The sequence below is a fragment of the Flavobacterium sp. CAU 1735 genome (genome assembly GCF_039888695.1).
In the GTDB taxonomy this organism is placed as follows: Bacteria; Bacteroidota; Bacteroidia; order Flavobacteriales; family Flavobacteriaceae; genus Flavobacterium.
In genome coordinates this window covers 1-12,416 of the sequence record NZ_JBDQQQ010000006.1, presented here as the reverse complement: position 1 = coordinate 12,416, position 12,416 = coordinate 1, and the positions used below count along the sequence as shown (strand labels likewise).

General features: G+C 39.3%; 13 protein-coding genes. 8 read left to right on the top strand and 5 right to left on the bottom strand.

Translation table 11 applies throughout. From position 1 onward, the window contains the following. Nucleotides 1-59: 59 nt before the first annotated feature. From AAFN64_RS13200 to AAFN64_RS13165, 8 genes are all read left to right on the top strand, one after another. Entirely contained in the window at nt 60-1,013 is a 954-nt protein-coding gene (locus AAFN64_RS13200; protein WP_300488481.1) for an acetyl-CoA carboxylase carboxyltransferase subunit alpha, read from the top strand. A gap of 143 nt (nt 1,014-1,156) precedes the next feature. Continuing rightward, a complete protein-coding gene (dnaB, locus tag AAFN64_RS13195; protein ID WP_300488479.1) occupies nt 1,157-2,701 on the top strand; it encodes a replicative DNA helicase in 1,545 nt (514 codons plus the stop codon). An 86-nt stretch (nt 2,702-2,787) separates the two neighbouring features. Further along, nucleotides 2,788-4,053 carry an asparagine synthetase B gene (locus tag AAFN64_RS13190; protein WP_300488477.1) on the top strand — a complete coding sequence of 422 codons (1,266 nt, stop codon included), beginning with the start codon at nt 2,788-2,790 and terminating at the stop codon, nt 4,051-4,053. Nucleotides 4,054-4,288: 235 nt separating this feature from the next. Continuing rightward, complete coding sequence (locus tag AAFN64_RS13185; protein ID WP_300488474.1) at nt 4,289-4,618, top strand: hypothetical protein; 330 nt, start codon at nt 4,289-4,291, stop codon at nt 4,616-4,618. A gap of 12 nt (nt 4,619-4,630) precedes the next feature. Then, nucleotides 4,631-5,266: a hypothetical protein gene (locus tag AAFN64_RS13180; protein WP_300488471.1), complete on the top strand. Its 636-nt coding sequence runs from the start codon at nt 4,631-4,633 to the stop codon at nt 5,264-5,266. Further along, nucleotides 5,259-6,056, top strand: coding sequence for an ATP-binding protein (locus AAFN64_RS13175; RefSeq protein WP_300488468.1), 798 nt, complete (start codon nt 5,259-5,261; stop codon nt 6,054-6,056). The genes AAFN64_RS13180 and AAFN64_RS13175 overlap by 8 nt, the downstream gene beginning before the upstream one ends. Before the next feature lie 5 nt (nt 6,057-6,061). Then, nucleotides 6,062-6,736, top strand: a complete 675-nt coding sequence (locus tag AAFN64_RS13170; RefSeq protein ID WP_300488465.1) for a response regulator transcription factor — start codon at nt 6,062-6,064, stop codon at nt 6,734-6,736. Nucleotides 6,737-6,787: 51 nt separating this feature from the next. Next, a complete protein-coding gene (locus AAFN64_RS13165; RefSeq protein WP_347760753.1) occupies nt 6,788-7,699 on the top strand; it encodes a glutaminase in 912 nt (303 codons plus the stop codon). A gap of 15 nt (nt 7,700-7,714) precedes the next feature. Here the strand turns inward: AAFN64_RS13165 and rlmF are convergent, their stop codons facing one another. The 5 genes from rlmF to thrS form a co-directional block, all read right to left on the bottom strand. After that, on the bottom strand, nt 7,715-8,683 hold the full coding sequence (gene rlmF / locus AAFN64_RS13160) for a 23S rRNA (adenine(1618)-N(6))-methyltransferase RlmF (RefSeq protein ID WP_347760752.1): 969 nt from the start codon (nt 8,681-8,683) through the stop codon (nt 7,715-7,717). Nucleotides 8,684-8,817: 134 nt separating this feature from the next. Next, nucleotides 8,818-9,162, bottom strand: a complete 345-nt coding sequence (rplT, locus tag AAFN64_RS13155) for a 50S ribosomal protein L20 (RefSeq protein WP_136403191.1) — start codon at nt 9,160-9,162, stop codon at nt 8,818-8,820. 107 nt (nt 9,163-9,269) lie between these two features. Beyond that, nucleotides 9,270-9,467 (bottom strand): 50S ribosomal protein L35, encoded by a 198-nt coding sequence (gene rpmI, locus AAFN64_RS13150; RefSeq protein WP_136403190.1) that lies wholly within the window; start codon nt 9,465-9,467, stop codon nt 9,270-9,272. 121 nt (nt 9,468-9,588) lie between these two features. Further along, nucleotides 9,589-10,140, bottom strand: coding sequence for a translation initiation factor IF-3 (infC, locus tag AAFN64_RS13145; protein ID WP_300491419.1), 552 nt, complete (start codon nt 10,138-10,140; stop codon nt 9,589-9,591). 29 nt (nt 10,141-10,169) lie between these two features. Next, nucleotides 10,170-12,116 carry a threonine--tRNA ligase gene (thrS, locus tag AAFN64_RS13140; RefSeq protein WP_300491417.1) on the bottom strand — a complete coding sequence of 649 codons (1,947 nt, stop codon included), beginning with the start codon at nt 12,114-12,116 and terminating at the stop codon, nt 10,170-10,172. Nucleotides 12,117-12,416: the final 300 nt, after the last annotated feature.

Sequence of the window (12,416 nt, the reverse complement as noted above, 5' to 3'; positions counted from 1 at the left end):
ACAATATAAAATGATAATTTATCTTTGTAGGCAAACTAAACCCAAAAAGGTATAAAAAAATGGAATATTTAGATTTTGAACTTCCTATTAAAGAACTTGAAGATCAACTGGATAAATGCCAGATCATCGGCCTTGAATCGGATGTTGACGTATCAAATACTTGCAAGCAAATCGAGAAAAAATTAGAAGAAACCAAAAGGAATATCTATAAAAATCTAACGGCATGGCAACGCGTTCAGTTGTCCAGACATCCAAGCAGACCTTATACTATGGATCACGTTAGAGCCCTTTGTGGGGACACTTTTCTGGAACTTTTCGGAGACAGAGGAGTAAAAGACGATAAAGCGATGATCGGTGGTTTGGGTAAAATCGGTGGTCAGTCGTTTATGATTGTCGGACAACAAAAAGGATACAATACCAAAACCAGACAATACCGTAACTTCGGTATGGCCAATCCGGAAGGATATCGTAAAGCGCTTCGTTTGATGAAAATGGCTGAGAAGTTCGGAATCCCTGTAGTTACTTTAGTGGATACTCCGGGTGCATACCCAGGATTGGAAGCGGAAGAAAGAGGACAAGGGGAAGCCATTGCCAGAAATATTTTCGAAATGATCCGTCTTAAAGTGCCAATCATCACCGTTATTGTTGGTGAAGGTGCTTCCGGTGGTGCTTTGGGAATTGGTGTGGGTGATAAAGTATACATGTTGGAAAACACCTGGTACTCGGTTATCTCTCCGGAATCCTGTTCGTCTATCCTATGGAGAAGCTGGGAATACAAAGAGCAGGCTGCTGAAGCATTAAAACTGACATCGTATGATATGAAAAAACAAAAACTTATCGACGATATTATCCCGGAACCGCTTGGCGGCGCACATTACGACCGTGATACAACTTTCAAAACCGTTGAACAATATATCCTGAAAGGATATAATGAGTTAAAAGACTTATCAACAGAAGAATTGATTGAACAGCGTATGGATAAATACAGCAAAATGGGTGAGTTCAAAGAATAAATTCAATTACTTACAAATACAATCATCCGAAGTCTTACAACTTCGGATTTTTTTTTGGCTTATCAACATTTTTAGATGGGTTATAAACATTCATTGCTCACAATTCAAATTAGTATTACCTAAAAAATGGCTACCTTAGCAGTATGGAAAACCTCAAAAACATAAATCCTATTCGCGTTGACAAAACAACCATCATTAACCTCGAAAAAGGAAAATTGCCACCTCAGGCATTAGACCTGGAAGAAGCGGTTTTGGGCGCGATGATGATCGATAAAAAAGGTGTGGATGAGGTTATTGACATCCTTCAACCCGATGCTTTTTATAAAGATGCACACAAATACATCTTTGAGGCGATTGTTGAACTTTTTAACGACACACAGCCGATTGACTTATTAACGGTATCGGCGCAGTTAAAGAAAAACGCAAAACTGGAGTTATCCGGTGGTGATTTCTACCTGATTCAATTAACCCAGAAAATTTCATCTTCGGCACACATCGAATTTCACTCGCGTATTATTCTGCAAAAATACATCCAGCGAAGTCTGATCAAAATCTCAAATGAGATTATCGAAGAAAGTTACGACGAAACGACCGATGTATTCGATTTGCTGGACAAAGCCGAGTCAAAACTGTATGAAGTAACACAGGGAAATATCAAACGTAGTTCCGAAACGGCGCAGAGTTTGGTAATTCAGGCGAAAAAACGAATCGAGGAAATTTCCAATAAAGAAGGATTAAGTGGAATCCCAACTGGGTTTCACGATCTGGATAAACTAACATCCGGTTGGCAGCCATCGGATTTGATCATTATTGCAGCACGTCCGGGTATGGGTAAAACGGCTTTCGTACTTTCGATGGCGCGTAATATGGCTATCGACGCCGGTGCGCCCGTGGCTTTATTCTCTCTGGAGATGTCATCCGTACAGTTGATCACCCGTTTGATCTCTTCCGAAACCGGTTTATCTTCGGAAAAATTGCGTACCGGTAAACTTGAAAAACACGAATGGGAACAGCTTTCCATCAAGGTGAAGAACCTCGAAAAAGCACCTTTATATATTGATGATACCCCGTCACTTTCCATTTTTGACCTTCGGGCCAAGGCGAGACGTCTGGCTTCGCAATATGGAATTAAAATGATCGTTATCGATTACCTTCAGTTAATGACTGCCGGTGGTGGTGGTAAAGGCGGCGGAAACAGGGAGCAGGAGATTTCGACGATTTCCCGAAACTTAAAAGCCCTCGCAAAAGAGTTAAATGTACCGGTAATCGCCCTGTCGCAGTTATCGCGTGCCGTAGAAACCCGTGGTGCCAGTAAACGTCCGTTACTTTCCGACTTAAGGGAGTCCGGAGCGATCGAGCAGGATGCCGATATCGTATCGTTTATTTACCGACCGGAATATTATAAAATTGACGAGTGGGACGACGAAGAGCGTTCACCAACACAAGGTCAGGCCGAGTTTATCGTTGCAAAACACCGTAACGGGGGATTGGATAATATCCGTTTGAAATTTATCGGAAATCTCGGTAAATTCGACAACCTGGATGACTTTAGCTCGCCTTTCGACGAATTGCCTTCCCGTATGAATATGGATGAAACGGCATTTATCACCAAAAACCTGCCATCGGCCAACGAAGCATTTGGTAGTAATATGAATAATTTCGACGACGACAGTGATGTGCCGTTCTAAAAATAGTATAAGGTCTGCTCTGGCAGGCCTTTTTTTATGCCCTTTTGTTTTTGAAATAGTTTATCTTTGAAAATAAAAATACAGGAATGCGTCTTCGAAATACCCTATATATCATAGCACTAATGTTGGTTTCTTTGTCGGCAAAAGCGGCTTTTATTTTATTGCCGATGGAAGCCGAAGGACAGCAAAATCATCTGAAAGCCTACGGAATTACGTATTGGGCATTGGACAAACATTATAAAGTGAGTTGGTTACTCAATTATCGTGGCGGTTCGTTTTTATTGCCGGATGCGTCGGAAATCCGAAAAGAATGCCAGATCCGCGGGGTTACTTTTGAAGTGCTTTCCGACGGGCAAACCAATGGTATTTTGGAAGATATCAGTTCACCTTCTCAGAATATGGAAACCGTGGTACTTGAAAAAGCACCCAAAATAGCGGTGTATACGCCAAAGGGAAAACAACCGTGGGATGATGCCGTGACCTTGGTGCTCACCTATGCCGAGATTCCGTTTACCGCCATTTATGACGAAGAAGTATTAAGCGATGCTTTATTGCTATACGATTGGTTGCATTTGCATCACGAGGACTTTACCGGACAATATGGTAAATTTTTTGGAGCCTATCGCAACGCACCCTGGTATATTGAACAGAAAAGAGATGCCGAAGCACTGGCTAAGAAACTGGGTTTTAGTAAAGTTTCACAGGAAAAACTGGCCGTAGCCAATAAAATCCGCGATTTTGTGATTGGTGGTGGTTTTATGTTTGCGATGTGTTCGGCAACCGATAGTTTCGATATTGCTTTGTCAGCCGAAGGTGTGGATATTTGCGAACCAATGTTCGATGGCGACGATAGTGATGCTAATTACCAATCGCGGATCGATTATAATAAAAGTTTTGCCTTTAAAGATTTTATCCTGGAAAGAAATCCGATGGTTTATGAGTTTTCGGATATCGATATGTCGCGCAAACGAAAAGTACTACCGGATAACGATTATTTTTCACTGATGGAATATTCGGCCAAATGGGATCCGATTCCAAGTATGCTGTGCCAGAATCATACACAATTGATCAAAGGTTTTATGGGACAAACAACCGCATTCGATAGCGAACGAATCAAATCGAGCGTGTTGGTGATGGGTGAAAATAAGGCCAATGGTGAAGCGCGTTACATTCACGGTACAAGAGGAAAAGGAATGTTTACATTTTACGGTGGCCATGATCCGGAAGATTATGAGCACCGCGTAGGGGATGCGCCTACGGTTTTGGATTTGCATCCGAATTCTCCGGGTTATCGCCTGATTTTAAATAATGTATTATTTCCGGCGGCCAGAAAGAAAAAACTAAAAACCTAGCTTTTTGATAGGTCTGCTTTTAGCATATACCGATATAAAGTCTTCCTAAACCGGAAGGCTTTTTTTTGCACAATTTGTATAACATTTTTTTCTTAAATGTTTGATTTTTTACTATTTATTTATGATTTGATTACTTTTGTATAACAAAGTGTGATAAATTGCGATTATTTTTAACGGAATCATTGAAAATAAAAATTAATAGTATTATTTTTACACGGAACTTAATCACTTATATATGGCAAAAAATACGATTACTTTGGACACTGCTCAGGAGTGGGCCGACAGATGGAAGAAAAAAAAAGGTGACTATGTAGGGCACCATAAATTAAAGGCATTTTTAGTCCCGGGAATTGACTTTACAGAGGTAATGAGCGAATGTGGCGTTGTCAATGTAAGAGCCTATTTGGGAGTCGACGAAGACCATGTGGAAAAACTAATGATCGTTGGAGTCGATGCCGATGGTAATGATATGATCGATGAAAACAAAGGTTTTTATATTTATGATTTTTCAGAACCTTGCCCAAGTATGTGTAATAAAAAAGCTCCCTTTATCAGTGGAGAATAAAAAACGCTGCTTTTGATTAATTATATCATTTATTTAGGGTATCTGTTTTCGGGAATCAATCTGCTGTTGTATTTGAAAAATTACCGGAAGGAAGAAAAAGCCTATAAAATAGTTACCCTTTATTTGCTGGTTATCGCAATAATCCAGTTTTTTACCAGCTTGCTTAAAAACAACGGAATTCATAATTTGTTCCTGTCGCATTTCTATTTTATCCTGCAAATGGTGTTTTTAAGTTTCTTTTATCTGGAAATTCTGGAGCAGAAAGTGCAACGACGAATCGTACGAACTTGTTTAATGACGTGTTTATGCGTTCTCGGAATACAATATCTAACCGATAAAGAGCTGTTTTTTCGCTTTAATCTATTCGAAATTTTTATTACATCATATTTGATCATTATTTATTCGATGTTTCATTTTTATAACCTGTTAAATAAGGAAAAGCGCTATTACTATATCAATACCGGTATATTGGTGTATTTGTTCGGAAGCACGGTGTTGTTTCTTTCCGGAAATCTGATCAACACCTTACAACTCGAATCCCGAAATGTGGTCTGGTTGTTAAATGCAACTCTTGTGGTAATCTATCAACTGTTTATCTTTATCGAATGGCGAAAGCGTTCCCTGAAAAAAAACGAAGTCTATGAATAATCTCAATCCAAAAGATATGGAAATAATCAGTGCGGTAATCTATACGTTTATCGCGTTTGTCCTGATGATTATCGCCGTATTGTTTTTTGTGTATTATTCCCGGAAAAAAATCATCCAGAAGGAACTCGAAAAGAAAGATCTTGAAATCGATTACCAGAAAAAACTGTTGCAGGCTACCATTCTTACACAGGAAAAGGAACGGGAGCGAATTGCTCAGGATTTGCACGACGATATCAGTTCCAAGCTTAATATTATTACGCTAAACAGCCATTTGCTAACTTCAGCTGATTTATCGCCTGCCGAAGTACAAGAAATAACCGGAAATATTATTTCCACCACGGGTGTCGTATTGGAAAGTTCCCGTACGATCGCCCATAATTTATTACCGCCAATATTAGACAAATTCGGATTACATGCGGCCATCGACGAACTTTGTCAGCAAAGTAGTGGCGGTGCCATACAAATTGAATATAGTAACGATGCAAAACAACGGACTTTTGATACGCTTCCGGTCGAACAGCACTTGCATATTTTTAGAATTTTACAAGAATTGATCAACAATTCACTGCGGCATGGAAAAGCATCCCGGATTGCGATTGTTTTTACGAAGGATAATAATGGTTTTTATTGCAATTATTCCGATAACGGTAGCGGTTTTGATACCAGCGATATTAAAAAACTGGCTGGCTTGGGAATGAAAAATATCGAAAGTCGGGTTGCAATGTTGGAAGGAGAACTACGCGTAGAAAGCGAAATTAATAAGGGAATTCATGTCACAATAAATTTTTAGCACCTATGATCAAAATTATTTTAGTCGACGATGAAGCCTTATTCCGAAAAGGAATAGCTTTTATCCTGCAACGGGAAAAAAACTTCGAAATACTTTTTGAAGCGTCCAATGGCGGGGAACTGATAGATTACCTAAATCTGAACGAGCAACGTTTGCCCGATATTATTTTGATGGATCTTAAAATGCCTATGGTAAACGGTGTCGAAGCGACCAAATTCATTCATCGCCGGTATCCGCAAATCAAAATTATCGCGCTCACCAGTTACGATTCCAAACCGTTTATTGCCAATATGGTTCAGGTTGGTGCGGCATCCTATCTGGTTAAAAATGCGTCACCAATCGAAATGCTGTTTACCATTAATGAGGTGATGGATAAAGGTTTTTACTACAACGATTTTGTGATGCAGGTAGTGAATGAGAACATGATTCTTGAACAGAAAAAATCCAAAACCAATCTGGATGAAGATTATCTGACGAATCGGGAAATCGAAATTCTCCGACTGATCTGTGGTCAGATGAATACAAACGAGATCGCCGAAAAATTGTTTATTAGTCCAAGAACTGTAGAAGGGCATCGTAACAATCTGTTGTTGAAGACCGATTCTAAAAATGTGGCCGGATTGGTGGTTTATGCCATCCAGAACAAGATTGTCAGTCTCGATAGTTTGTCGTTTCAATAACGACAGTTTTTAGGAAAAAGCATATTTTTGTGGTTCAATTAAAGCGAACGCATGAATTATACGGCCATTCTTCAGGAAATATACCAACAAATAAAACGATTACCGGTGACCGGAACTGTTACGGAAACCATTCCCGAATTGGCTAAAATTGATCCCGATAAGTTCGGAATGCACCTTACAACACTCAATGGTGATGATTTTGGTATTGGGAATAGTGACGAAAAATTCTCCATTCAGAGTATTTCCAAAACACTAACGGTTGCGATGGCATTTTCGTTATTGGGCGAGCGTATGTGGGAACGGGTAGGAGTAGAACCTTCCGGGAATCCGTTTAATTCGCTTGTTCAGTTGGAATACGAAAAAGGAATACCGCGCAATCCGTTTATTAATGCCGGAGCGATTGTGGTGGCCGATATGCTGGTGTCGCAATTAAAAGATCCTAAAAAAGAATTTCTGGATTTTGTTCGAACTTTGTCCGGAAGTCCGAATATTGACTTTAACCGTAGTGTGGCCGAATCAGAAAAACAAACCGGATTTCGGAATGTGGCTTTGGCCAATTTTATCAAATCATTTGGCAATATCGAAAACGATGTAGACACCGTTTTGGATTTTTACTTTTTTCAGTGTTCTATTGAAATGAGCTGTAAAGAACTGGCACATGCTTTTTTCTTTTTTGCCAATGGCGGAATCACCAAAAGCGGTCAGCAGGTGCTTACACAAAGTCAGGCAAAACGATTAAACGCACTGATGCAAATGTGTGGTTTTTACGACGAATCCGGCGAGTTTACTTATAAAGTAGGATTGCCGGGTAAAAGCGGAATCGGTGGTGGTATTGCGGCATTATATCCTAAAAATTTTACCGTTACAACCTGGAGTCCGCGATTAAACGAAAAAGGAAATTCGGAACTGGGGATGAATGCGCTTGAGCTACTCACAACCAAAACCGGTATGTCGATCTTTTAAAACTGGATTATACTTCTATTTCGAACTGTTGAATCGATCGGCGCTCCAATTTTTTTGTCGGTTTTCGTCCTGAAACGACCAAACCAGGATACGCGTTACTTTATTTCCCTGTTCCATATTGACAGTCTTTACCGTTACGGCTTTGACTTTCTTTAAAACGGAATACAACGCTTTTAGATTTTCATTTTTGGAAACCAAAGTCGAAAACCACAGGCATTGCGATTGGAAGTGTACGCTTTCATAAATCATGTTTGTGATAAACGCGCGTTCGCCGCCTTCACACCATAATTCGTTATTTTGTCCGCTAAAGTTAAGCACTGGTTTTCCGGCTGTATTTTTTCCGAGGTTTTTGAGCTTTCGTTCGGTTCCTTTTGTAGCTGCTTCTCTCGAATCGTGGAATGGCGGATTGCAAATCGTAAAATCGAATTGTTCTGTTTCACCAATGATATTTTTAAAAACCTGACGCTTGCTGGGTTGTAAACGAAGGAGAATCTCATTTTTAAGATTCGGATTTTTTAAAACGATCGTTTCGGCTGTATTCTTAGCTGGTTTGTCTACTTCTGTCCCAATAAATGACCATCCATATTCCTGATGACCAATGATCGGATAAATACAACTGGCACCGGTTCCGATATCGAGGATACGTACCGTATTCCCGGTTGGGATTTTTCCGGAATTGTTTTCGGCTAAAATATCCGCGATATAATGGATATAATCGGCACGTCCCGGGATAGGAGGACAAAGGTTGGTTTTGGGAAGTTCCCAGTAATCGATCGCGTAATACGCCTTTAAAAGACCTTTATTAAGCATTCTAACGGCATCGGGATTGGCAAAATCAATACTCGTATCACCAAACGGAGTAGTGGTGGTATAGGCTTCCAGTTCGGGATAGACCGAAATCAGGAAATCAAAATCGTAACGACTGTTGTGTTGGTTACGCGGATGTAAGGTTTTGGCAGTGCCGGAAGAAATATCTTTTTTCATTTGAATACAATAGGCGACAAAGGTAGTACAATTATAAAGAAACCGAAATGTTTCTGACGTTCACTAAAACAAAAAACCCATTCGTAAGAATGGGCTTTGTAATAAGTAAGATAAATATGTTTAACAAACGTTTTTTATTTAATTTTAGTTACGATAGCTGCGAAAGCCTCAGGGTGGTTCATTGCTAAATCGGCAAGAACTTTACGGTTCAATTCGATGTTGTTAGCTTTGATTTTACCCATGAATTGAGAATAACTCATTCCGTGTAAACGTGCACCAGCGTTAATACGCATAATCCATAATGCACGGAAATTTCTCTTTTTTTGCTTTCTTCCACGGTAAGCATATTGCATTGCTTTTTCAACCGCGTTTTTCGCTACTGTCCAAACGTTTTTACGTCTTCCAAAGAATCCTTTGGCTTGCTTCAATACTCTTTTTCTTCTAGCTCTTGAAGCAACTGAATTTACTGATCTTGGCATAATTCTTAAATTGTTTTTGTAGCAGGCGACCTTTTCAGGTTCTTGTAGAATACTAGGATTCCAGGCACTGCTCCAGGGTTATTAAATTGTTTTAACCGAAAGAACGATTAGATAATTCTTAATTGTTCTTTTACACTCTTCACGTCAGATGGGTGAACCAAAGCCGCGTGAGTTAAAGCTAATTTACGCTTTTTAGATTTTTTAGTCAAAATGTGACTTTTAAAAGCGTGCTTTCTCTTGATTTTTCCAGAGCCAGTAACTTTAAAACGTTTCTTAGCACTAGATTTAGTTTTCATTTTAGGCATTTTCTTCCTAGGTATTAGATTTATCTTACTTATTATTTTGATTACAATCTGAAAAAACAAACTGCAATACTATATCAGGGACTCTAAAAGCCCGTTGATTAAAATGGTAAAAAGAAGTCGCTTATTGCTTTTTCTTTTTAGGTGCAATGAACATAATCATACGCTTACCTTCAAGTACCGGAAGTGCTTCCACTTTTCCGAATTCTTCAAGATCCTGAGCAAGACGTAATAATAAAATCTGTCCTTGCTCTTTATAGATGATCGAACGTCCTTTAAAGAATACGAACGCTTTTAATTTTGATCCTTCTTTCAGGAATTTTTCAGCGTTCTTTTTCTTGAACTCATAATCGTGTTCATCTGTCTGAGGTCCAAAGCGAATCTCTTTTACAACAATTTGCGAAGATTTAGCTTTTAGCATTTTATCCCGCTTCTTTTGTTCGTAAAGAAACTTTTTGTAATCCATTATTTTACAAACCGGAGGAGCGGCATTGGGAGAGATTTCAACCAAATCCAATTCTTGCTCTTCTGCCATTTGTAAGGCCTGAGATGTTTTGTAAACACCTGGCTCGATGTTCTCTCCTACAAGGCGAACCTCAGGAACACGGATAGCATTGTTTGTTCTGTGCGGATCCTTTTTTTCTACTCTGGGCTGAAAGCCCCTGTTGTTTCTAATTGCTATGGCTCTAAAAATTTAAGTTAAACTTAGAATGATTTTAATGTCTTATTAATTTCTTCTTGTACTAAAGAAGCAAATTGTTCAATTGTCATGGTCTGATTTGATTTTCCGGAATCGCCGTGACGACGAACCGAAATCGTACCGTTCTTTTCTTCTTCTTCTCCAACAATCAGCATAAACGGTAATTTCTGAACTTCAGCTTCCCGGATTTTCTTACCAATCGTTTCGTTACGATTATCAATTAGGGCGCGAATTTCGTGATTTTCTAGCAAATCTAAAACTTTTTTGGCATAATTTTCATATTTCTCGCTCAAAGACAGGATTATAGCCTGCTCCGGCATTAGCCAAAGTGGGAAATTTCCTCCAGTATGCTCTAGTAAAATCGCGATAAAACGCTCCATCGATCCGAATGGTGCACGGTGAATCATTACCGGGCGATGTAGCTCATTATCAGAACCTTTATACGTCAAATCGAAACGCTCCGGTAAGTTGTAATCCACCTGAATAGTTCCTAATTGCCAGCTTCTTCCCAAAGCATCTTTTACCATAAAGTCCAGTTTCGGACCGTAGAAAGCGGCTTCTCCGTATTCTACTGTCGTATTCAGTCCTTTTTCTTTGGCGGCATTGATAATCGCGTTCTCGGCTTTATCCCAGTTGTCATCCGATCCAATATATTTTTCCGGTTTTTCCGGATCACGTAATGAAATCTGAGCGGTAAAGTTTTCAAAACCCAAAGAACCAAATACGTAAAGTACCAGGTCAATTACGTTTTTAAACTCAGCATCCAATTGTTCCGGCGTACAGAAAATGTGCGCATCATCCTGAGTAAATCCGCGAACACGGGTTAATCCATGTAATTCACCACTTTGTTCGTAACGGTATACGGTTCCGAATTCAGCATAACGCTTCGGAAGGTCTTTATAACTCCACGGTTTTGCATTATAGATTTCACAGTGATGCGGACAGTTCATTGGTTTTAATAAAAATTCCTCTCCTTCAGCCGGTGTATGAATCGGCTGGAAACTGTCGGCTCCATATTTAGCGTAGTGTCCGGAAGTCACATAAAGTTCTTTTTGTCCGATATGTGGCGAAACAACTTGTTCGTATCCGGCTTTTTTCTGCGCTTTTTTAAGGAATTGCTCCAAACGATCGCGTAAAGCGGCTCCTTTTGGCAACCATAATGGAAGACCTTGTCCTACACGTTGGGAGAAATGGAATAATTCCAGTTCTTTTCCAAGTTTTCTGTGGTCACGACGTTTGGCTTCTTCCAGTAATTCCAAATAATCGGTTAGATCTTTTTGTTTTGGGAATGAAATACCGTAAACACGGGTTAACTGCTTGTTTTTTTCATCACCTCTCCAATAGGCTCCGGCAACCGATAATATTTTCATGGCTTTGATGATTCCGGTATTCGGAATATGACCACCACGACATAAGTCGGTAAACGTAGCATGATCACAGAAAGTAATCGTTCCATCTTCCAGGTTCTCGATTAATTCTGTTTTATACGGATTGTTTTCTTTTGCGTAAAATTCCAATGCCTCGGCTTTTGTTGCAGAACGCATTTTAAATTCGTGTTTTTCTTTTGAAATGGCAAGAACACGATCTTCAATAGCTTTAAAGTCGGCGTCGGTAATTCTTTGATCACCAAAATCGACGTCATAGTAAAAACCATTGTCAATAGCCGGACCAATTGTTAGTTTAACACCCGGATACATTTCCTGTAAAGCTTGCGCCATTACGTGTGAAGTGGAATGCCAGAACGCTTTTTTACCTTCTTTATCATTCCAGGTATACAATACAAGAGCACCGTCCGTGGTTAATTCGGTCGTGGTTTCAACTGTTGTACCATTAAAAGAAGCCGAAATAACATTTCGAGCCAATCCTTCACTAATGCTTTTGGCAACATCCATCGGAGTTACACCTTGTGCAAACTCCTTTACCGAACCATCGGGTAATGTAATCTTTATCATATATTAAATTTATAAAGCGCAAATATAAAAGTTTAGAGAAAGACATACAATATATATAGGTAGTATAATTCAAATATTTTACATTGATTTAAATTAGGCTTTTTTGATGATATTTCCATTCGACAAGTTTTTAGAGTTTAAAGATTACCGGAATTATACTATATATAGGTATGCTTTTACTAATTTGTGATGACCTGACGGGTTTTTGTAACCTGTCAGGTCTGGTATTTCAGAAATAAAACATGCGAAAACCCCAGTAAAACCGCGTAATCACACCAAAGACACCAAATAAAGCTAAAA

Coding starts and splice junctions, on each gene's coding strand:
- AAFN64_RS13200 (WP_300488481.1), top strand. CDS start 60: ATGGAATATTTAGATTTTGAACTTCCTATTAAAGAACTTGAAGATCAA.
- dnaB (WP_300488479.1), top strand. CDS start 1,157: ATGGAAAACCTCAAAAACATAAATCCTATTCGCGTTGACAAAACAACC.
- AAFN64_RS13190 (WP_300488477.1), top strand. CDS start 2,788: ATGCGTCTTCGAAATACCCTATATATCATAGCACTAATGTTGGTTTCT.
- AAFN64_RS13185 (WP_300488474.1), top strand. CDS start 4,289: ATGGCAAAAAATACGATTACTTTGGACACTGCTCAGGAGTGGGCCGAC.
- AAFN64_RS13175 (WP_300488468.1), top strand. CDS start 5,259: ATGAATAATCTCAATCCAAAAGATATGGAAATAATCAGTGCGGTAATC.
- AAFN64_RS13170 (WP_300488465.1), top strand. CDS start 6,062: ATGATCAAAATTATTTTAGTCGACGATGAAGCCTTATTCCGAAAAGGA.
- AAFN64_RS13165 (WP_347760753.1), top strand. CDS start 6,788: ATGAATTATACGGCCATTCTTCAGGAAATATACCAACAAATAAAACGA.
- rlmF (WP_347760752.1), bottom strand. CDS start 8,683: ATGAAAAAAGATATTTCTTCCGGCACTGCCAAAACCTTACATCCGCGT.
- rplT (WP_136403191.1), bottom strand. CDS start 9,162: ATGCCAAGATCAGTAAATTCAGTTGCTTCAAGAGCTAGAAGAAAAAGA.
- rpmI (WP_136403190.1), bottom strand. CDS start 9,467: ATGCCTAAAATGAAAACTAAATCTAGTGCTAAGAAACGTTTTAAAGTT.
- thrS (WP_300491417.1), bottom strand. CDS start 12,116: ATGATAAAGATTACATTACCCGATGGTTCGGTAAAGGAGTTTGCACAA.